Genomic DNA, 21,536 nt, shown 5'->3' on the forward strand with positions numbered 1-21,536 from the left:
CTGCCGAGTTGGTCCGGCAGCAATTGTTTCCATTCCGACGGTCAATCAGTCGCGGTCAATATCCGCGTGATCAAGTCAGGCAAGTCGTCAAAATGCTCAAATGTTGCGGTGTGGTGTATCTCCTCCACCATTGACTTGCGATAGCCTTCGGTAAAGAGCAGGAAGGGCACCCCGGCCCGGCGGGCCGTTTCGGCGTCAACTTCGCTGTCGCCGACATAAATCTGCTTTCCCGCGCCAAGCGCATCAAAGGTGGCAATCAGTGGCGCCGGATCGGGCTTGTGCACCGGAAGGCTGTCGCCTCCCAGAATTTGAGCAAAAAACGTATCCAGCTCCAAATGGCGCAGAACTGCCGTGCAGGGGCTCATTGGCTTGTTCGTGCAAATGCCAAGGTCATGCCCTGCTGCCGTCAGCCTCTCCAGCGCCTTCCGGACCCCTGGGTAGAGCTTGGTGCGATGCACGGCCCCGACATAGAGTTCGCGGTACCGTGCCAGAAGTCGCTCTTGCTCACAGGCGGGAATGTCGACAGTTTCGCGCATTCGCTGCACAAAGGTCGGTGTTCCGCTGCCCAAAAAGGCGCAGACCTGAGCCAGTGACACATGGCCCTTGCCTTCTTCGGCAAGCACGGTATTGGCAGCAATGAGCAAATCCGGTGCACTGTCGATCAGCGTTCCGTCGAGATCAAAGACGATTTGGGCCATCTTGATCTTCTCCTTTCAACAAACAGGTCTTGGTTGCTGGGGGAGGCCGAAGCAGAGCCCGGTCCGAGACACAAAGCCTTCCCCCACTCACACAAGGAGTTACGAACCGCAAAGCCGCTTGGCGCGCGCAACGATGGCGTCCTTTGTGATGCCGAATTCCTGATAAAGCCGCTCGGCCGGAGCCGAAGAGCCGAACCCATCCATTCCGATCACATCGTCTTCACTTGCAACATAGCGCGTCCAGCCGAACTTGCCCGCCGCTTCAACGGCGATGCGCGGGGCCGTTCCCAGAATTTCAGCGCGGTAGTCCGCAGGCTGGGCATCGAAAAGCTCCCAGCAAGGCATGGAAACCACAACAACACCCATGCCGCGAGAATGAAGCGCCTCAGCAGCCTCGACTGCCAGCGCCACTTCCGTGCCCGTGGCGATCAGGGTGATGTTTCGTTCCTCGCCGAAGCTGCGGATGACATAGGCGCCTTTGGCGGTGAGATTTTCATCACCCTCTTCGAGGCGCAGTTGCGGCACAGCCTGACGCGACAGGGCCATCAGCGAAGGTACCTTGCGCGACCGGATGGCAATGTCCCAGCACTCCAGTGTTTCTTTCGCGTCGCAAGGACGGAAGACCTGAAGATTGGGAATGGCACGCAGGCTGGCCAAATGCTCGACCGGCTGATGGGTGGGGCCATCCTCGCCCAGACCGATACTGTCGTGGGTCATGACGTAGATACTGCCGATGCCCATCAATGCCGAAAGGCGAATGGCATTGCGTGCGTAGTCACTGAACACAAGGAAGGTGCCGCCATATGGAATGAAACCGCCATGCAGCGCCATGCCGTTCATCGCGGCAGACATGCAGAACTCGCGGATCCCATAGCCGATATAGCGGCCGGGTTCCTGACGTGAGAACTGGCTGCTCACCGCGTCGACCCGTGTCAGATTGCTACCCGTCAGGTCGGCAGAGCCGCCCACAAGTTCGGGCAGAGACCCGGCAAGGGCGTCGAGCGCCAGTTGGGAAGCCTTGCGGGTTGCGACCTTGATGGGCTTGGCGACAAGGTTGGCGCGTGCCTCGGCCAGTGCCGTTTCATATTCGGGCTGCCGTTGGGTGGACTGGCGGCGAATGAATTCGGCTCCATCGGGATGCGCCTTCAGCTTGGCTTCCCATTGTTCCCGCTCGCTGCGCCCCTTTTTGCCAATGGTGCGCCATGTGTGCGAGAGGGTGGGGGGAATTTCGAAGGGTGCATAGGTCCACCCAAGAGCTGCCTTGGCCGCAGCGCCTTCTTCTTCGCCCAGTGGCGCACCATGCGCAGCGGATGTGCCGCCCCGGTTTGGCGAGCCGAACCCGATGATGGTCTTCATGGCGATCAGTGAAGGCATGCTGCCTTCTTTTTTTGCAGCAGTCAGCGCGCGATCAACCGCTCCGGCATCGTGTCCATCGCAGGACTGGACATGCCAGCCGCAAGCACGAAACCGGGCTGGAACGTCTTCGGAGAAAGAAATCGAGGTCGGGCCGTCGATTGTGATGTCATTGTCATCATACAGCACGATCAGTTTGCCAAGGCCCAAATGTCCCGCCAGGCTGATGGCTTCCTGCCCGATGCCTTCCTGCAGGCATCCATCGCCGAGCATGACATAGGTGTGGTGATCCACCAGATCCGGAAATTGAGCCGCAAGCAAACGTTCGGACATGGCCATGCCGACTGCCGTCGCGAGCCCCTGTCCCAATGGTCCGGTTGTGGTCTCGATGCCTTTGGCGTGCCCATATTCGGGATGGCCGGCTGTTCTGGACCCCCACTGCCGGAAATTGCGGAGCTCTTTGAGGCTCATATCTTCATAGCCCGTCAGATGAAGCAAGGCATAAAGCATCATCGAGGCATGGCCGTTTGATAACACAAAGCGATCCCTGTCAGGCCACTCCGGATGGGATGCGTCGAATCGCAAATGGTTGCGAAACAGAACTGTCGCGGCATCGGCCATGCCCATTGGCGCTCCGGGGTGACCCGAGTTGGCGGCGTTGACTGCATCGATTGAAAGAGCGCGAATGCAGTTAGCCAGAGCGAAGTTCTCCGGTCCCTGCTTTTGCTTGCTGGCAATGAATGGATCGCTGATCATCAAATTTTTCCTCCTGTCGCTCCTGCAATATATCAAAAATCACAAAATAACAATATAAAATCACATTACATACAAAAATATGTGATTTATGGAGCTAAATTCGCAAATTAGTCTCAAAAATCACATTCTAGATATTGTTTTTGTGACGTTTCAGCGTTACATATGGTTTCAGATAAAAGGGTTTTTAATCTGCATCAGGCAGAGAGCGGCTGTTTTACGCAAAAGCCGTCTTTTAAGGCCCTGAGAACAAGATGTCCGAATGAAGAGTGGTGAAGCTCGTACCAAAATCGGTCTTTTAACATTTGCGACCTGAATGGACCGGCAAGACACATATCAACGGGAAGGAAACGACAATGAAAATTGCAATTGCAGGCGACAGCGCCGGAGAAGGCCTTGCCAAGACTTTGGCCGAGCATCTGGGTGATCGTTACGAAGTATCCGAAATTTCGCACAGCGAAGACGGACCGGACGATTTCTATGCCAACCTCTCTGATCGGGTCGCCAGTGCCGTCATGAAAGGCACCTACGATCGGGCCATTCTGGTGTGTGGAACGGGTATCGGCGTGTGCATCTCGGCTAACAAGGTTCCGGGCATTCGCGCTGCCCTCACTCATGATACTTATTCGGCCGAACGTGCTGCCCTGTCCAACAATGCGCAAATCATCACTATGGGCGCTCGGGTTATCGGTGTGGAAGTCGCCAAGACGATTGCCGATACATTCTTGAAAGAAAGCTTCGACCCTCAAGGGCGTTCAGCCGGGAATGTGGCTGCAATCGACGCGGTTGATACGAAATACAACAAGGCTTGAGACGTAAAACGGACCCAAACCTCCGTGGGTCCAAGTGAGGCGATACTCCCGACTGGCAACAGGCGCCTCGCTTAGTCTCTGAGCCAAACCCGGGGCAGGCCGCAACAAATTGGGGCTTGTCCTGTGCGAGGTGTGGCGATTTTGTTCCATCGCCACACCTCGGAAGACAATAAAAAACGCTGCATTGATCATAAAGATGAATGCAGCGTTTTTTGTTTGCGCGAATGATCGGTCCTGCGATCAGGCGGCGCCCAGCTTGGCGGAACATTTGGCAAGGATGTCAAGGTAACCTTCAACATTCCAGGCCGAGCGACCGATGAACAGGCCGTCGATATTCGGGCAGGAAATCAATTCTTCGCAGTTGCCCGGATTGACCGAACCGCCATAGAGACAAAGCGGGCGGTGTCCCAGCACGTCTTCTGCAACGGCCAAAATCTCTGCCTGCCGCGCATCTGCATAGTCCGAGCTTGCCGGGATGCCGTTGTCGCCAATGGCCCAAACCGGCTCATAGGCCAGCAGGACCGGTGCTGTCTTCTGGTCACCCGACAATTTGCCAAGCGCACCGCGCACTTCCTCTTCAAGAACCTGTTGGGCTCTGCCGGATTCCTTTTCTTTCAGCGTTTCCCCAACACAGATCAGAGGCGTTAGGCCATGGCGGATGGCCGCCTCCGTTTTCAGCCCGACCGTCTCATTGGTCTCACCAAAGAACTCACGCCGTTCTGAATGGCCCAGCTCGACAAGATCAAGGTTGCAATCTGTCAGCATGAGGGGCGAAACCTCCCCCGTCCAGGCCCCTTCGTCCTTCCAATGCATATTCTGTGCACCCACTTTTACCGATGTGTCCGCGAGCAGGGACTTGACCTCTCGCACGGCAGTAAAAGGCGGCACGATAAAGCGCTGGATGCGCGGATCCCGTTCAGCATCAGCAGCCTTCAGTGCGCTTGCAAAAGCCGTAGCCTCTGCCAGCGTCTTGTTCATCTTCCAGCTTGTGCCAATCCAGAATTGAGGGGTGACAGTCATGTTTTAGGCCTTTGCAATTGTGAGGTTCAATCCTGCCCCTTTCAGGTCTTCGACTACATTGGCTTCTGGCTTGTCATCGGTGATAATCCAGTCGAAAGCTTTGAGGTCCGACAAAACGTGGAGGGCTGTGCGATTGAAACGGGAGTGGTTTATGAGGAGGCATTTGCGCGTTCCCGCAAGCATCATCGCCTGCTTGGCCCGCACAATATTGTCATCCATGTGAAATGCCTGTAGTCCCGACACGGCTGGTGCGGAAATGAATGCGATGTCAGCTCGCAACCGATGAAGTGATTCCTCGGTTACGACCCCGCTGTAAGCGTTGAACTTGGCTGAATAGATCCCGCCGAGGGCCAGCAATGTGATCCCGGCCTCGCCCAGCAAGTCGCTGATGACGGCCTGATTGTTGGTGATAACGGTCAGGGGGCGTCTCTGGGGCAGCATGGAGCCAAGAACGGCCGACATGGAACCGTCATTGATCATGACCGTCATGCCCGGCTCGATTAGGGACAGGGCCTGCCGGGCCATGCGATCTTTGGCTTCGGCATCCTGCTGGACGCGAATCCGGAAATCGCTCTCGAATTGGTTGCCCGCATCTGCGGTGGCACCGCCTCGCACCTTGCGCAAAACGCCGCTTTGTTCGAGCTCGTCGAGATCGCGGTGAATGGTCATTTTCGACACACTGAACCTCTCGGCCAGATCGTCGATATCGACGCTTCTGTGCTCTACCAAAAGATCCATAATCAGCTGTCTTCGGTCTTCGCCTCTCACGCGCCACCTCCATATCCGGCATTTCAGCGGATGTTAAATTTGTAACATATAAAATCACATATTCAATAAAATTATGTGATTTTGTGAGATGTTTTCGTGACATGCCCCAAATTCTATAAATGCCACATGTCTGCTCCGAAAGCAGATGCCGTTTCTCCCGAAGTCTGCGCACAGTATAAAAAGGCTGTCCGGCGATTGCTATGTGAAACCCGCCACAAAATCACGGATGTCTTGTAAATTCGCATCGACTATCCTAGGGTTAGGACCATGTATTTATGCTTCAGACGCTTCACTTCTAGCGCCAATCAATAGCCAAGATTCACCCGCAGAGAGACCTGTTTCCGTATGGCCGACACGATCAGCCCGCTTGATGAAGAGCTTGAGCGCGCGCGCGTCGCCTGGCTCTATTTTATCGGTGGCCAGACCCAGCAAGAAATCGCCAGACGGATGAATGTCACGCGCCTGAAGGTCAACAAGATCATCGGGCAGGTGAGGCTTTCTGGCAATGTGCAGATCAATGTCAATCTACCGCTGACAGACTGTATAGAATTGGCCGAAAAGGTCTCGACACGCTACGGGCTGATCGAAACCGTCGCTGTGCCGGATCTGGATGATTTCATGAACCAGAAGCGCGTGATCGGTGAAGCCGCCGGATCGCTTGCCAATGGATTGATCGAGGGGAGGGACATGGGCGTGGGGGTCGGCTCTGGCCGGACCTTGAGCTTTGTTGTCAGGAGCGTGCAGGCCAAACCCAAATTCGACAGTTGGGTTGTCGGGCTAACCGGAGGCGTGACCAGTGGCTCGTCCAGCAATTCCTTTGGCGTGGCGACGACCCTTGCCCATGTTCTGGGTGTCGAATGCCACTATCTAACGGCCCCGATCTATTGCGCCAATCCCGAAAGCCGCAACGCGTTGTTGCTCAATGACGAACTGACCGATGTACTGGCGCGTACCGAAATCGCAGATGTTGGAATTGTCTCCTGTGGTCACCTGAAGCTGGAGACCTCGCTCACCCAGATACGGGTTGTGAAAGACAATTTCGATGCGGTGCAGAAACTGGGCGCTGTGGGGGAGTTCATGGGGTGTTTTCTTGATGCTTTTGGCAAGCCGATTGATCACTTCCTCAATGACTCGGTTATTGCCCTGCCACCAGACAAGATGAAGCTGAAACCAATTTCAATGCTTGTTTCTGGGGGGCTCGAGAAGATCCCCATCATCCGGGCCATCCTGCGGGCCGGCTATGTCAATCGCCTTGTGACCAACGAGGGGGTTGCCCGAGCGTTGCTACAGGGGCCGCGCTGAGTGCAGCCCCTGTGCGTCGATCTCGCCAAAAGACGATGATACGGTCTCGATCAGGCCATCGCTTGGTCGAGTGCTTCGCGCATGGCGCGCAATGTGATGAATGTCGAAGCGGCGCCGGGGTCAATATGACCGACCGCACGTTCGCCCAACTTGGCAGAGCGTCCCCTGCGTGAGAGCATCGGCGCAGTTGCGTTCATGCCGCTCTCGCCACCTTTTTGAGCGGCGGCCATCACGTCGGCCGCAGATCCACCTTTGGATGCTACCTGCTGCGCTTCCTCAACAGCAGGCACCCAGGCGTCGATCATGGTCTTGTCGCCAGGACTGGCGCGACCGCGATCCTGAATGCCCTGACAGGCAGCGCTCAGCCATTCGGCCATCGCGGCTCCATCAAGATTGAGACGATTGTTGACAGCCGTTCCCGCCCTCAGAAAAGCCGTAGCATAAAGAGGGCCGGACGACGCTCCCACTGCATCAAGAAAGGCTTTCGCCATTCGTTTGCACATGCTTTCGATGGTTTCATCATCTGAGGCTTCTTCCAGCGCATGCTGGACGGCTTTCCAGCCGATTTCCATCGTCATGCCGTGATCGCCATCACCAATGACACCATCCAGTTCAGACAGCCAATCCTTCTTCGCAATAATCTCATCGCCGACATTGTGCATCATGGCTTTGAAGATCGCCGGAGTGACATCGCCCTCGGTGATCAGGTCGCGCGGTGTTTCCTGACTGGTGACGACTTTTTCGACGGGCGCGGCCACCGGCTTGCGGCGCACCGCTTTTTCGCTGGTCCGCTCCATGGTGCCGACGACCAGTGCCGGCGTGCGGCAGGGATGATCAAGCAGCGCTTCAAGGGTGTCATCGAGCTTGAGCAGGGTGACCGATGCACCAGCCATTTCGAGCGACGTGGCATATTCGCCAACCCATGAGGCATGGATGCTGACGCCCTCGCTATCAAGACGCTGTTTGACGCGGCGAAACAGGATGTAGAGTTCGATCTGCGAGGTTGCACCAAGCCCGTTGACCAGCACCGCGACGCGGTCACCTGAAGACAGACCGGCTTCCTTGAGAATGGTGTCGACCAGTTCGTCGGCTACCTCATCTGCCGGGGCGAGCTTGTGGCGCCGGATACCGGGCTCGCCATGAAGCCCCATGCCGATTTCCATATCCTCGTCGTTGATCACGAAGTTGGGCTTGCCGGTTTGGGGCAATGAGCAAGGGCTGAGAGCCACCCCCATGGAGAAGGTTGCGTCATTGGCAGCCCGTGCCATTGCCTCGACCCGCGCCAAAGGCTCACCCAGATCAGCAGCAGCACCGGCAATTTTGAAAACGAAGAAGTCGCCCGCAATGCCGCGTCGTTCGGAACGGCGATCAAGCGGTGCGGACGCTACGTCATCGGTTACTGCAACATGGCGCACAGCAATGCCGTTCTGCTCCAGCTCCTCGGCCGCCATCGTAAAATTGAGCACGTCGCCAGTATAGTTGCCATAGAGCATCAGGATACCCGCACCGCCGTCTGCGGCCTGCGTCGCCTCGACGATGTGGGCCGGAGAGGGGGAGGCAAAGATATTGCCAACGGCCGCGGCGTCTGCAAGTCCGGACCCGACATAGCCTGCGAAGGCCGGTTCATGCCCGGACCCTCCGCCAACCACGATGCCTACCTTGCCGTCTCGCGGTCCATCAAGCGAGACAACTGCCCGTCCGGTCTTTCCGCTCACGCCCAGCATATCGGGATGTGCAGCCACCAGTCCCTCGATCAACTCGTCAATGATAGCCTCGGGAGCGTTGATCAACTTTTTGGTTTTGATTGCTTCAGTCATGATTTCTTCTTTCGTCAATTCCAATTCGTGGCCGCTTAGGCATCCGAGCGAAGATAACGGCGTGAGACGGCGTCAAAGGAAATCGCGAGTACAACAATCGCGCCCGAAACGATGCCCTGCCAATAGGGTGACACACCGAAAAGAACGATAATATTCTCAATGATGGCAATGATACCGGCGCCAAATATTGCGCCGACCGGACTACCGATGCCGCCCGTTGTTGCAACGCCCCCAATCACTGAAGCTGCGATGGGCGCAAGAACCCATGTGTTGCCGATTGACGGCTGGGCCGTTCCAAGGCGGGCAACCATAAGCACGCCGGCAAGAGCGGCAAGGCCACCCGCACATGCGAACGTCAATGTCCGAATGTAGTCAACGCGGATGCCCAGCATTCTTGCCCCGGCGGGGTTGTTGCCAATGGCATACATGTAGCGGCCGATCGGCGTTTTCAGCATCAGGAAGGAAGCAACAATCAACGCAACCAACATGATGAGGAATGGAACCGGGACACCCATCAAGGCTCCCCTGCCCAGAAACTGCACTTCCTTTGGCACACCGGTAATGGCAACCCCTCGGGTCAGCACCAGAATGGCACCGCCAAACACGCCGGCCATACCGATGGTCAAGACCAGCGAATGCAGCCTGAGGGTTGTGACGAGAATCCCGTTCACGAAGCCCATCAAGACACCCAAAAAGATTGCAATGAGCATGGAGAGATAGGGGTTGATCCCGTATCTGACCATCAGGATGCCAGAGATGATCCCGCATAGGCCGCCGATTGCGCCAAGGGAGAGGTCGAGTTCACCAAGCACCATCAAAGACGACTGGGCAATTGTGATAAGGCCAACAAAGGCGAGGCCGCGCGCTATGACCGAGAGGTTGTAACCACTCAGAAAATAGGGAGAGGCCAGCGAAGACAGCACGAAGATAATGACCAAGGCAACGAACACGCCCGCAATCGGGCTGCGTAGTTTGATCATTAAATTACTGGATTGAGCGTTCATCTGGTTTCGCCTCCCGTTCCGAAGATAGCCCCCACGAGGGTTTCATTGTTGGTATCTGTTGAATCGTACTCGCCGGTGATTTCGCCACTGTGCATTGCGATGATCCGGTTGGCGCATTTCTTGAGCTCGTTCAGTTCTGACGAGACGAGGATGACGCCCACGCCATCCTCGGCAAGGTTGCGCATGATGCGATAGATCTCGGACTTGGTCCGGATGTCGATGCCTTTGGTCGGTTCATCGAAAATGATGACCTTGGGGCGCGTTGCCATCGCCCGGCCGATGATGGCTTTTTGCTGGTTGCCGCCGGATAGCTGGGAAATGCGCTTGGCCATGCTGGGGGCCTTGATGTCATAGTCATCAATGACCTTCTGCACGGCATCGCGTTCCGCGCCGCTATTGATGCCGGCGGGGCCACAGGTCAGCGAAAAGAGGGAAAGGCCGATATTCTCGCGCAGAGACAGGAGCGGGAAAATGCCGTGATGCTTTCTTTCCTCGGAAAGATAAAGCATGCCGCCTTTGACGGAGCTTGAGGGTTTTCCAAGGCTCCAGCTCTTGCCGTCAACCGCGATCTGTCCCCCTGTCGCCTTGAGGAAACCGAAAACGGTTTGCATGACCTCAGAACGACCGGCTCCAACCAAGCCGGCAAACCCGAGAATTTCACCGCGGTAGAGATCGAAATTGATATTGGAAAAGCGGCGACCGCTGAGGCCTCGCACTGCCATGATCGTATCCCGCGTGGGGGCTTTGGGGAGGAACAACTCCTGAAAGGCCAGATCCTGCCCAGACATGGCGCGAATGAGGTCGGCCTCTTCGATGTCTTCAATCAGCCCGCTTTCGACCCATTCGCCATTGCGCAGGACCGTGTAGTCATCACCGATATTGAGGACTTCTTCCATTTTGTGACTGATGAAAACGATGGCCAGATTCTGTTGCAGCAAGTCCCGAATGACCTTGAAGACCCTGTCGACCTCAACCTGAGTCAGGGAAGAGGTTGGCTCATCCAGAATGAGGACACTCATCTTCTTGTTGGTGCAGGCCCGTGCGATCTGCAAAAGCTGTTGGTCAGAGACAGAAATATTCTTAACCAGCGCTCTCGGATCTGCCTCGATACCGAACCGGTCAAGGTAAGTTCTTGCCTCTTTGACGAGGGCGGCGCTGTTGACCAATGTGCCGCCATGCCCTGTTTTATGGAATGGCATGAAGAGATTTTCGGCGACGCTCATCTCTTGGAAGAGGTTCAATTCCTGAGGGACGTAGGAAACCTGATCATACAGGGACGGATCCTCACGGGGATCGCAACTGTCAATAAAAACCTGCCCGCGGGATTGCCGATCTGTGCCTGTCAGGATTTTAACCAGAGTGGATTTGCCGGCTCCATTCTCACCCGCAAGAATATGCGTCCGTCCAAGCTCAAGCTTCAGGTCAACATCGTTGAGCGCGGTCACGCCGGGGAAGTCCCGACCCAAGCCGCTTGCTTCTAGAAAAGCCATGAGATTTTACCTTCTGGGGAAGTGCTGAAATATCGGGAGCGCGAACCTGCGAACAGGCGCGCCCCCGGACCATTTATCCCGGAAGACTTAGCCGTCTACATTTTCCTTGGTCAGGAAAGAGTTGCCTGTATCAAGATAGCCCGGCACAGGAGCGCCGGTGGCTTGCGCCCAAAGCAACATGACAGACCAGTAGCCCTGCAGTTCCGGCTGAGATGCAGAAGAGCTGTCTGCGACACCGCTGCGGATCATGTCGAGCATTTCGTTCAGGTTATCGAGGCCAACGAGAGTGACTTTACCCTCTTTGCCAGCTTCAATAATTGCCTGACCAATGCCGATCGGACCGGCCGCATCGCTGGCAACCCAACCCTTCAGATTCGGATTGGCTTGCATGATGGCAGCTGCCTGCTGCTGGGCAATTTCGATGCTGTCATTGTCGATGCCTTCTGCAACGACCTTGATGTCTGGATATTCAGCAAAAACCTGACGATGGCATTCTGCGCGAATGGCATGGTTGGGCGCGGTTGGAACACCCATCATGATGGCGACTTCGCCTTTGCCGTCGAGCACTTCGACGAGACGGCGCGACGCGATTTTGGCCTGCTCGCAGAAATCGGAACCGATGTAGGGGATCTTCATGCCTTCTGGCGGCACAGAGTCAAAAATGACGAGCGGGATATCCTGTGCCTGCGCTTCTTCAAGAGAGGCACGGTTGCCAGATGGGTCGAGCAGATCGAGAGCCAGCCCGTCCGGGCGGGTGGCGAGCGCACTGTCAATGATCTGGTTCTGTTGAACAACATCTGCAGACTGCGGAGCAGAATAGATCACTTCGATGTCGGCGCCGGTCTGGGCTTTGAGTGCTGTCGCTGCGGCCTGTGCACCGTCGTTCACTTTGTCAAACCAGGGATGTACGACCTTGGGAACGACAACAAAACGGTAGCTGTCTTTCTTGATGGTTCCTGCATCATCCTGAGCCATAGCCGCAACCGGCAAAGACACGGCAGCACATGCCAGCAGAGTAGCAAAAATCTTCATGAGTTTCCTCCCTTGGGGTGCGAGCAATCTTCGTCGCTCGCTAAAAAAGACACGAGCCTGGTGCGAGGCTCCTCCCTCGCATGTCCCTGCTCGCGATAAAAGATACACCTGTATTTTTAAATTTACAAGAGTATTTTTAAGCGCACATAAGCACATTAACGGAGGCGATCCATTGCAAATGCCCCTTGGTTGCAATCTTCTGGTTGTGCTTGCTGCTGAAAGATCAATTGAGGAAAATGGGGTGGCGTCAGTGGAGATCGCGACGGCGTCCGCACGCTCAGAAATAAGTGAATGACTTAATCAAAATGCTGAAAATTAAAGAAATATCCGCCTTGTCCACGGCGGTGAGAGGCAGGTGTCGGTTGTTATTTGTGGGGCGGATCAGCTGGCCCTTTATTGCCATGATCGGCCCCACATCAACTCTACGATGTTTGCGCCAATACCAAGGTTTGGCTTAGCCCCACTTCGCCAAAGCGGCAGCTAGCTCGGGGCAGGATTTCGCCATTTCGGGCAATGTGAGGCCAGCTTCTGCTGCCTGCCATGCCTGACGAATGGCCCTTACCCCTGCAGCGGCCCCATTGGGATGACCATGGATGCCACCGCCGCCCAGATACATGAGATCAAGCGTCTTGCCGGTGCGTTGATAGGTATCCACAGCCTGTCCACCCCATTGCCCGGAGCACACGACAGGCAAGGGGCGATCGCTTTCATCAAAGATCGGTGTCATACAGTTTTCGAATGATTTGACGAAGCTGTCATCGGATTCCCAATACTTGGCGCGAATGCCGTTGATCTGGAACTGATCCACACCGAGCAGGCGCCAGATTTTCTGATAGGGCGAAAACTCCATCCCGAACCCGGGATTGCGTGTCATGATGTCCCAGCCGTTGCGATGGGCATGCAGACACAGACCCGAGCGCTTGCGCAGAAAGCTCATTCCCCCGTAGCCAATCGAGTTTATATTGACAACGGCTGCATTCCCGCCCGCTTTCAAGACAATATCGTGGTTTCGCATCATCTCGTCCGGGTCTGCGGAAGAAATGCCGAAGGCATACATCACTTTCTTACCGGTTTTCTGTTCGTGGTCCTTGATAACGGGCATGAAAGCTTCAACGCGCTTTTCAAGGGGAGAGTAGCCGGGGCTCATCAGCTTCTCATCATCCTTGATGAAGTCGACACCGGCTTCGCACAGCTCGGCGATCATCGGGGCGGTTTCTTCAGGTAGCAGACCAAGAGACGGTTTGATGATCGAGGCAATCATCACGCCTTCCTTCACGCCCATCAACCGGCGAGACCCATCAATGCCGAATTGAGGTCCCGGATGGCAATTCCACGCATCCGGCAAACTGATATCCATGATGCGGATGCCGGTGACGCCGCGAATAGAGAAGGCCCCCCCGATGACGATGGTGGCAAGAGCGGCAATATCGGTTCCGATTGCTTCCAGTGGGAAATCGATCGCGATATCGGCGCGATTGAAAGGGCCTTTAAGTGCGGGATCGGGAATGGAAGCAAAGCTGTGAGGCTCCAAGTTTTCAACACTGACCACGCGGGCTGCACAGCGCGCTTGAACTTCTTCCGACTCGCCCGGCAACTCGGTGAAGGTGCCCGTTGACTGATCTCCAGCCATCTTATGTGCAATCTTTTCAGGGCTTTCAGTCGTTTCAATTCTATAGGTTACCCTGATGACGTCGGCGCTCGTATTTCTGTCCTGCATGGGCCTTTTCCTGTATACCTTTGCTCAATCTGGTATTATCATTATACCAGTTGAAAAGCGAGGCCAAGAAAAATGTCGGGTGTTGTGTGTCCATGTGGCACTAAGAAGAGAGTGACAGGCTGTCTGGTGCCGAAAGTCCTCAGCTGATATCTGGCATGAAACAACGAGGCATGGTTTAGATATGATTGGTCGCTTCGGTGGTGTGATTTATTGCCGCTTCCAGTATCATTGCAATTATGTGTTGCGCACTTTGCGGATATGCTGCTTGAAGGGCAGTGACAATTGGTTGAAAGGTCCAACGGATTGGGCTTGAAAAAAAAGACAGTGTGAGGCTGTTCAAGATAACGCCTGCTCATGAAGGGTGCGCGCAAGGTTTGGAAGGATGGAATAGTGAGCGAGATAGTTGATCAAAAGAGCGATAGAAAGATAGTTCGTCAAAAACTCTCCGAGCAGGTTCTTGATGAGCTCCGTTCGATGATCAGAAGCGGGGAGTTTGCTCCGAACGACTACTTGCCCTCGGAACGGGATCTCATGCAGCGTTTCGGAGTGGGACGCCCAGCTGTCAGGGAAGCCTTGCAAGCCCTGCACACGCAGGGACTGATCACGATCAAGCATGGCGAACGGTCTCGCGTAAATCTATTGACCGCCACTGCCGTTCTCGATCATGCCAACGAGATTGCGCGTCTGCTGCTGTATTCCGCGCCGAAAAACTTCGAACATCTCAAGCAGGCCAGACGGATGTTTGAGCGTGGTATTGTCAGAGAAGCGACCAAAATGGCATCGAAAGACGACATTCAGGATCTGAGGGATTTGATTGTCAGGCAGGAACAAGAGTTGAACAATCCAAGCCAATTTGTTGAAACTGACATCCTGTTTCATAGTCGCATCGCTGAGATCACCAAAAATCCCATTATAGGAGCGGCCTCCAGTGCGATGCTCCGCTGGCTCATGGAATATCAATATGAGTTGTTGCACTGGGCTGGAAACGAAGACACGACCCTGAAGGAGCACAGAAAGATTGTCGACCATATGGAGGCCAAGGAAGAAGAAGCGGCCGTGCTGGAAATGCAGCATCATCTGGATCGAACAAACGCGCTCTATAATAGCTAACATGTGTGGCTGTTCGGCCAAGCATCGAGATGACAAGGTCGAACAGCGATTTTGAGTTCAGGAGACAGGCGTTTTAGTGGGCGCCACCTCCGCTCCGGACCCAGCTGAAGAAATCGCGCGTCCCCATCTGGCCGCCTTTGAGAGCGATTTCCAGGCCGTCATGCGGTGTATCGCCAAAGCCGATGCAAATGGATGCCCCCGGTATCGTTGCCGCCTTTGCCTCCAGAGCCTGAATGCCCAGCTGTTGCAAGCCGTACCCAGAGGTGTCGCCGCCAGAAATGATGGCACGCCGTACCGAAGAGGCTTTCAGGACCTCATCCAGAGCCTTTCCCAGAGAGACCCCAATGCGTTCATTGGCCAAAGCTGGATCCATGGAGCTTGAGGAGAGGGCATGATGGAAGGTCTCAACTGCCGGATCATCGGGCCCGCGTGCCGAACAGACAAGAGGGCTTGCGCCTTTGTCGAGCGCTTCGAGAGATAATTGGCTTATGCGTTTGACTTCCGCCTGCAAAGCGTCATCAGAGCCGCAAGCCAACTCGCCCTTGAAGCGGATGATCTCGAAACCGTCCGATGCGGCATGATCCAACTGTTCTGCCGTCATTGGCGAGACGGAACCTGAAACCGCAACAATCTGGTCGACAGCCTCAAGCGATGGCAAATTGGAGCTGGGGGCCAGCATGCCGGTCCTGATCCAGTGACGCACAAGGGCATATTCGACACCTTGGCTGCCAACGACAAGCGACAGGGCCTCACGGTTCTCCCACAGCAGCCGTCCGGCAGCTTCTTCCGATGTTGCCTCCATGGAGTCGATTGAAAGGATCTTGGCGCCTTTCAGGATTGCTGCATCAAGCGCGGCCTGAGGGTCGCTCCAAAGTGCTTCCAGATCGATAAGACTTGAAGGCAAATCTGTTTGGGCGCTCAGGTGACGGAGTAGATCCGCTTCGCTCATTGGCGTGACCGGATGCTTCGACATGACCGGGTGCCGATCCAGCCTATATACGCCGTCGTAGGTGCTTGCATATAGATTGCCGAAAGACTGGTAGCGTCTCATCTGAGGGGCCGCGGTGATCAGGGGAACCGCTCTTGATGCTCGAACTTTCAGGCACGTTTCGATCGCCGCGCCAATCGAGCCGCTTTGCGGAGAGGAGTCAAAGGTCGAGCAGACTTTGTAGTGCAACAATGGGGCACCAAAGCTGTCGAGCCACCCTAGGGGCTCCGGCAGGTTTTCCGCCATCCATTCAGGGCTCTTTGACCGTGCGGTCGATGCCAATCCAACGCCCAAAGCATTGGAAAATCGCGCTCTTAGATCATCGGATGGAATGTCTGTAAACAGAACTGTTGGCAATCCGGCGAAGGCCAGAACCTCCATCACGGCAGCGGCTCCTGTAAAGTCATCTCCATACCAGGTGATCCATGGGGATGACGAAAGGGTCTCTTGGTTCTTGTGCGTATCCACTGCTTCCTCCGGATAAATTTTTGCGAATAAACGAGTCAATTCCGATCGTGCGGTTGACATTTCCAATCAAATATATAGAGATATGATCATTATGTCATCATACCAGTTTAACAAATTGTTGTTTAACTGAGAGTTAGGGAGGACACCTTCAATGACGGTAGTCGCTTTATTTGGAGCCGGTGGGAAAATGGGTATGCGTCTTGGGCGCAACCTGCTGGATACGGAATTCGAAGTGCGTCATGTGGAAGTCTCTGATGCCGGCAAACAGCGGCTCAAGACAGAGCATGGCGTGGACACAGTGGACCAGTCGTCAGCCATTGATGGCGCTGATGTCGTCATTATGGCTGTGCCTGATACAGTCATCGGAAAGCTGGCTGCAAATCTTATTCCGACGCTTGCACCAAACACGATGGTTGTGATCCTTGATGCCGCAGCGCCTTATGCCGGCTATCTTCCGGAACGGTCGGATATCACCTATTTCATCACGCACCCATGCCATCCGCCGATTTTCAACGATGAGTCGACAGAAGCAGGCCGTAATGATCACTTCGGTGGCATTGCAGCAAAACAGGGTGTTGTTAACGCGCTGATGCAAGGTCCAGAAGAGCATTATGCCCTTGGTGATCAAGTTGCCCGCGCGATTTACGCTCCGGTCGCCAACACATATCGCTGCACCGTCGAGCAAATGGCTTATCTGGAACCCGGACTTTCGGAAACTGTCTGCGCCTCGCTGCTTGTCGTGATGCGTGAAGCCATGGACGAGGTCGTGAAGACAGGTGTTTCAAAAGAATGTGCCCGGGATTTCCTCCTTGGTCACATGAATATTCTTGCCGCGGTCATTTTCGAGGAAGTCGAAGGTGTGTTCTCGGATGCCTGCAACAAGGCAATCGAATTCGGAGTTCCAGCTCTTATGAAAGATGACTGGAAAAAAGTCTTCGAGCGTGAAGAGATCATGGCAAGTGTTAAACGGATTACCTAGTAACTAGGCAATCCAATCACTCGAGGTCTGAAACAGGGAGGATGACCTATGAACAAATTCCTATCATCATCATTGATCGTTGCGGGGCTACTATTGGCCAGTGCACCGGTTAGCGCCAAGACGCTCAATCTTGGCTTCACGCCGCCGCTTGATAGCCATTATGGCGACGCTGGTAAGGCGTTCAAGGCCAAAATCGAGGAGCTTTCCGGTGGTGATATCACCGTGTCCTTGAAGCCTGCTGGAGCATTGGGTGGTGAGCGTAGCGTCGTAGAAGGGTTGCAGATCGGTGCGATTGAAATGACCATTTCATCAACCGGTCCGATCGGAAACTTCGTTCCCGACGTTTACGCTCTGGATTTCCCGTTCCTTTTCAAAAGCTATGAGTCAGCACATAAGGTGCTGGATGGCGAGATTGGACAGGAACTGCTCGACCAGATGGCCGATTCCGATCTGATCGGTCTCGCATGGGCCGAGAATGGTTTCCGCCACATCACCAACTCCAAACATCCGATCGTGAAGCCTTCTGATCTGGAAGGCATCAAACTCCGGACGATGGAAAACGAGGTGCATATCGCTGCGTTCCAGGCACTGGGAGCTGCGCCAACACCGATGAGCTGGACCGAGGTCCTTACTGCCTTGCAGCAGGGCACGATTGATGGTCAGGAAAACCCGACGCCCATCATCACCGTCAACCATATGTGGGAAATCCAGAAATATGTGACGATGACTGGTCATGTCTATTCTCCCGCAGTTGTCTTGATGTCCAAGGTCCATTGGGACCAACTGAGTGAGCAAGAGCAGAAATGGGTCAAGGAAGCTGCCCATGTCGCCGCAGAAGCATCCCGTGCAACGGTTGCTGCCAAGGAGAAAAGTGGCGTGCAATTGATGATCGACAACGGCATGGAAGTTGTAACGGACGTTGACAAAGACGCTTTCGCAGCCGCTGTTCAGCCTGTTTATGACGAGTTTGCACCGAAATATGCGCCAGAACTGATCCAGCGCATTCGCGATGCTCAAAAATAACGTCATGTGATGATTTTGGTGGCCGCCAGATTCGCGGTGGCCACCACCTGTTCTGCAATGAACAAGAAGGGGGAGACATCCCCCTTCTTCACAGGGAGGAGAAGTCATGAAGCCAATCCATCAGGCGGCTGAGTGGTTTGTGCGATTAATGCACAATCTTTCGGCGATTCTATTGGGTCTTGCCGTAATTCTTGTTTTTGTTCAAGTTGTTACCCGCTTTTTATTGGGTGATGCTGCCGTCTGGACCGAGGTGCTTGCACGGGGGCTCATTATCTGGTCGACCTTTTTGGTCGCAGGGGCAGCCTTTCGGTTTGGCACCATGATCCCGATCGATTTCATTCGATCCCTTTTGCCGCCCAAACCCCAAATCTGGATGACGAGATTGGTCACACTGCTGTGCCTGATCTTTATGGGCGTTCTGTTCTGGTATGGCTTGGCTATGGCCCAGCGCGTCATCAATCAACGCGTCGCGATGCTCGACTTTTCAATGTCTGTATTCTATCTGGCGATCCCGCTCGGAGCCTTGTTTGCTGTGCCCGGCTTGCTTCTGCGACATCTTGAAATTGAAAGGGAAGAGCAATGAATGCCGCACTCGCTATATTTCTGATTGGCTTCTTTGCCTTGTCCGTTCCCGTTGCCGTCTCCATTGGGCTGGCTTCCGTCTTCTCGATCAAGCTGTTTTCGGTGCTGCCGCTTATGGTGGTGCCACAGAAGATGTTCACGGGTCTGGACAGTTTCCCGCTCATGGCCGTGCCCTTTTTCATCCTTGCCGGGGTCATCATGACCCACGGCGGCATTTCCGCCAGGCTGGTTGATTTCGTCAAGGCGATCATTGGCAATCTGCAGGGGGGGCTGGCAAGTTCAACCGTCCTGACCTGCATGGTTTTTGCGTCGATTTCAGGCTCGTCAGTTGCAACGACGTTCGCCATCGGATCGATTTTGATCCCGGCCATGGTAAAACATGGATATCCCACGCCGATGGCCGCTGCGATCCAGGCATCATCCGCTGAGCTTGGCGTGATCATACCGCCGTCTGTTCCCCTGATCCTATATGCCGTCTCCACCGAGACTTCGATCACCAAGTTGTTTGTCGCCGGGCTGGTGCCGGGTTTGATTATCGTGGTTGGACTGATCATCATGGTGCAGATCTGGTGCCGTCTGACGGGCGTGGGCAAGTCGGATGGTGATCAACGCAAATCCGTTCTTCGCGCAGGCAAGGATGCTTTTGGCGCTTTGATGATGCCCGTGATCATTCTGGGCGGCATCTATGGCGGCATCTTTACACCGACAGAAGCAGCAGCCGTCTCGGTGGTCTATGCGCTGGTCCTGTCGTTGTTTGTCTATCGGGAGATCAGCTTCAAGCACCTGCCGGTGATGTTTCGCAGGGCGGCCGTCTCTTCGGGCGCTGTGATGTTCATCATTGCGGCAGCGTCGCTCTTCAGTTTCCTGATCAGTCTGTCAGGGTTGCCAACCGCGGTCGGTCACTGGGCGACCAACACGTTTTCTTCACCCATTACCTTTCTGTTAGGGATCAATGTCTTGCTGTTTATTGCCGGCATGTTCATTGAAACATCGGCTGCCATTCTGGTTTTGGCTCCGATCCTGACACCCGTTGCGTTGCAATATGGCATTGATCCGGTTCATTTCGGCATCGTGATTGTCGTCAATCTCGCGCTCGGCATGTTCACGCCTCCTCTTGGTGTCAATCTGTTTGCTGCAGCTCAGGTGGCTAAAATTCCCGTCCAGAAGATGTTCTCCAGTCTGCTTTGGCCGCTTCTTGTGGTTATCGGAGCGCTGCTGATCATCACCTATGTTCCTGCGGTGACAATCGGGATTTCTGGCGGTGGCCTGACGCACTAGAGCGGGAAATGTGCCCCTGAAACCTCCCTCAAGGGCATTGCCAAGTTGCTTCCCGTTTGAAGGGCGTCAGGCGCCAGATGTCGATGCCTTGGGGCATTGATCAAAAAGAAAGGGGCTGGCGGTCATGCGCTGGCCCCTTTTGCGATCCGAGCGTTCGCGGGTGGCAGGCGGAGGTCTGTCGGGCGTTAAAACACGAGCTCTCTCAAAGGCAAAAGCCCCGCGCCCAAATGTGCGGGGTCCCCCTGCAGGGCGCTGACGATCAATGCGGGGCGCGGCAATCTCTTGTCGCGGAACGCTCCGACTGAGGTCTCCATGAGCATGTGTCTGAGATCGTCCGGCGCTTCACCGCCAAAAAAGATCGCTTGCGGATCGACCGTGGCCTGCAAGGCGCGAAGCGCGAGCTGAAGCTGGGGTTTGACCGCCTCGAGCCAGTCCGCCACTGCTGGCCACTCGGCGTCGAAGCGGGACGTGAGGTCCATGACCCCGTTGAGAGCATGGCCTTTTGCGTTGAGTGCCCGCAGCAACTCTGACAGGGCAGGGCGCCGGTTCAACTCGTCGCTCAGAAAGAGAGCCCCGATTTCCCCCGCGTTGCCGTTGCCGCCAAGAAATGGCCTGTTGCCCGAGTAGATGCCTGCACCGAAGCCGTGGTTGAAAGAAAGATAGGCGAGCGTATCGCAATCGCTTCCCGCTCCCAGATAATATTCCGCCACAGCACTGGCCGTGGAGTTGTTCTCAGCAAAGGCAGGGAGATCAAGCGCGCTGCCGAAATAGGCTTCCAGCGGCAGGGATTGCCACGTGGACAGCAGCTCCGGGGGTTGAAACTGGTCATTTGGCCCTGTCCGGAACCCCTGCATGGAAATGCCAATTCCGACGATGGACCGGTTACCAATGCCCTGTTTATGCCAGGCGTCCATCTTCTGCCGAACAAGGTTTACGGCTTGCTCGGGGTTCGAGGCTGCGAGGAGTTCGGTTTCCTGCGCCAACGGATTGCCTGACAGATCAAGCAGGCACAGCCGAACGTGATCCGTGCTGATGGACAGGCCGATCGAGGCAAAATTGTCCGGGTGGATCGAGACGGTGGGGCTCGGCTTTCCCCGACCGGCAATGACCGCTTCTCCAAATTTCAGATACCCGCGCTGCTCCAGACTATCGACGATGCGATGCACCGTCTGCTGGGCCAATTCGGTTTCGCGAGTGATCTCGGATCGCGCCATCGGGCCGGAATGCTTGATCGTCGACATGATTTTCCGCTCGCTCTGACTGAGCGAGCAGGCGGCGTCGATGCCTGCATCAGATTGCATTGCGTTTTTACCCATCCTCGATTTTTACGTGCTTGGGCATA

At 55.2% G+C, this 21,536-nt stretch carries 18 protein-coding genes; 7 read left to right on the forward strand and 11 right to left on the reverse strand.

All coding sequences use genetic code 11. From position 1 onward, the window contains the following. Positions 1–41: 41 nt before the first annotated feature. Together gph and tkt are read right to left on the reverse strand one after the other, a co-directional pair. The gene (gene gph, locus CPH65_RS09345) at positions 42–698 is read right to left on the reverse strand and encodes a phosphoglycolate phosphatase (RefSeq protein WP_096173233.1); all 657 of its coding nucleotides are present in this window, start codon (positions 696–698) and stop codon (positions 42–44) included. Between the two features lie 99 nt (positions 699–797). Further along, positions 798–2,807: a transketolase gene (tkt, locus tag CPH65_RS09350; RefSeq protein WP_096173234.1), complete on the reverse strand. Its 2,010-nt coding sequence runs from the start codon at positions 2,805–2,807 to the stop codon at positions 798–800. Between the two features lie 353 nt (positions 2,808–3,160). On the opposite strand from tkt, the gene CPH65_RS09355 reads away from it, so the two are divergent. Then, positions 3,161–3,616: an RpiB/LacA/LacB family sugar-phosphate isomerase gene (locus tag CPH65_RS09355; RefSeq protein WP_096173235.1), complete on the forward strand. Its 456-nt coding sequence runs from the start codon at positions 3,161–3,163 to the stop codon at positions 3,614–3,616. 240 nt (positions 3,617–3,856) lie between these two features. Here CPH65_RS09355 and CPH65_RS09360 read toward each other — a convergent pair whose 3' ends face one another. Further along, the gene (locus tag CPH65_RS09360) at positions 3,857–4,636 is read right to left on the reverse strand and encodes a triose-phosphate isomerase (RefSeq protein WP_096173236.1); all 780 of its coding nucleotides are present in this window, start codon (positions 4,634–4,636) and stop codon (positions 3,857–3,859) included. 3 nt (positions 4,637–4,639) lie between these two features. After that, positions 4,640–5,404 carry a DeoR/GlpR family DNA-binding transcription regulator gene (locus CPH65_RS09365; protein WP_096173237.1) on the reverse strand — a complete coding sequence of 255 codons (765 nt, stop codon included), beginning with the start codon at positions 5,402–5,404 and terminating at the stop codon, positions 4,640–4,642. A gap of 345 nt (positions 5,405–5,749) precedes the next feature. Here CPH65_RS09365 and CPH65_RS09370 point away from each other — a divergent pair, with 345 nt between their 5' ends. Beyond that, on the forward strand, positions 5,750–6,706 hold the full coding sequence (locus tag CPH65_RS09370) for a sugar-binding transcriptional regulator (protein WP_096173238.1): 957 nt from the start codon (positions 5,750–5,752) through the stop codon (positions 6,704–6,706). Between the two features lie 50 nt (positions 6,707–6,756). On the opposite strand, the gene dhaL is transcribed toward CPH65_RS09370, so the two are convergent. The 5 genes from dhaL to oiaX form a co-directional block, all read right to left on the reverse strand. Further along, a complete protein-coding gene (gene dhaL, locus CPH65_RS09375; RefSeq protein ID WP_096173239.1) occupies positions 6,757–8,523 on the reverse strand; it encodes a dihydroxyacetone kinase subunit DhaL in 1,767 nt (588 codons plus the stop codon). A 35-nt stretch (positions 8,524–8,558) separates the two neighbouring features. After that, positions 8,559–9,503, reverse strand: coding sequence for an ABC transporter permease (locus tag CPH65_RS09380; RefSeq protein WP_244574581.1), 945 nt, complete (start codon positions 9,501–9,503; stop codon positions 8,559–8,561). A gap of 20 nt (positions 9,504–9,523) precedes the next feature. Continuing rightward, positions 9,524–11,017 carry a sugar ABC transporter ATP-binding protein gene (locus CPH65_RS09385; RefSeq protein ID WP_096173241.1) on the reverse strand — a complete coding sequence of 498 codons (1,494 nt, stop codon included), beginning with the start codon at positions 11,015–11,017 and terminating at the stop codon, positions 9,524–9,526. Between the two features lie 87 nt (positions 11,018–11,104). Continuing rightward, entirely contained in the window at positions 11,105–12,049 is a 945-nt protein-coding gene (locus tag CPH65_RS09390; protein WP_096173242.1) for a substrate-binding domain-containing protein, read from the reverse strand. Between the two features lie 454 nt (positions 12,050–12,503). Further along, positions 12,504–13,766, reverse strand: a complete 1,263-nt coding sequence (oiaX, locus tag CPH65_RS09395; RefSeq protein WP_096173243.1) for a 3-oxo-isoapionate-4-phosphate decarboxylase OiaX — start codon at positions 13,764–13,766, stop codon at positions 12,504–12,506. Between the two features lie 354 nt (positions 13,767–14,120). Here oiaX and nanR point away from each other — a divergent pair, with 354 nt between their 5' ends. Continuing rightward, positions 14,121–14,876: a transcriptional regulator NanR gene (gene nanR / locus CPH65_RS09400; RefSeq protein WP_096173244.1), complete on the forward strand. Its 756-nt coding sequence runs from the start codon at positions 14,121–14,123 to the stop codon at positions 14,874–14,876. Positions 14,877–14,949: 73 nt separating this feature from the next. Here the strand turns inward: nanR and CPH65_RS09405 are convergent, their stop codons facing one another. Beyond that, the gene (locus CPH65_RS09405) at positions 14,950–16,332 is read right to left on the reverse strand and encodes a four-carbon acid sugar kinase family protein (RefSeq protein ID WP_244574582.1); all 1,383 of its coding nucleotides are present in this window, start codon (positions 16,330–16,332) and stop codon (positions 14,950–14,952) included. Positions 16,333–16,483: 151 nt separating this feature from the next. On the opposite strand from CPH65_RS09405, the gene CPH65_RS09410 reads away from it, so the two are divergent. The 4 genes from CPH65_RS09410 to CPH65_RS09425 all read left to right on the forward strand — a co-directional run bounded on the left by CPH65_RS09410 (position 16,484) and on the right by CPH65_RS09425 (position 20,194). Further along, positions 16,484–17,311, forward strand: a complete 828-nt coding sequence (locus CPH65_RS09410; protein ID WP_096173246.1) for a phosphogluconate dehydrogenase C-terminal domain-containing protein — start codon at positions 16,484–16,486, stop codon at positions 17,309–17,311. Between the two features lie 48 nt (positions 17,312–17,359). After that, a complete protein-coding gene (locus tag CPH65_RS09415; protein WP_096173247.1) occupies positions 17,360–18,334 on the forward strand; it encodes a TRAP transporter substrate-binding protein in 975 nt (324 codons plus the stop codon). A gap of 106 nt (positions 18,335–18,440) precedes the next feature. Beyond that, on the forward strand, positions 18,441–18,917 hold the full coding sequence (locus tag CPH65_RS09420) for a TRAP transporter small permease (RefSeq protein ID WP_096173248.1): 477 nt from the start codon (positions 18,441–18,443) through the stop codon (positions 18,915–18,917). Beyond that, positions 18,914–20,194, forward strand: coding sequence for a TRAP transporter large permease (locus CPH65_RS09425; RefSeq protein ID WP_096173249.1), 1,281 nt, complete (start codon positions 18,914–18,916; stop codon positions 20,192–20,194). Before CPH65_RS09420 ends, CPH65_RS09425 begins: the two co-directional genes overlap by 4 nt. Positions 20,195–20,379: 185 nt before the next feature. Here the strand turns inward: CPH65_RS09425 and CPH65_RS09430 are convergent, their stop codons facing one another. Then, complete coding sequence (locus CPH65_RS09430) at positions 20,380–21,495, reverse strand: ROK family transcriptional regulator (protein WP_172891491.1); 1,116 nt, start codon at positions 21,493–21,495, stop codon at positions 20,380–20,382. Positions 21,496–21,536 lie beyond the last annotated feature (41 nt).

The sequence above is a fragment of the Cohaesibacter sp. ES.047 genome (assembly GCF_900215505.1).
Classification (GTDB): domain Bacteria; phylum Pseudomonadota; class Alphaproteobacteria; order Rhizobiales; family Cohaesibacteraceae; genus Cohaesibacter.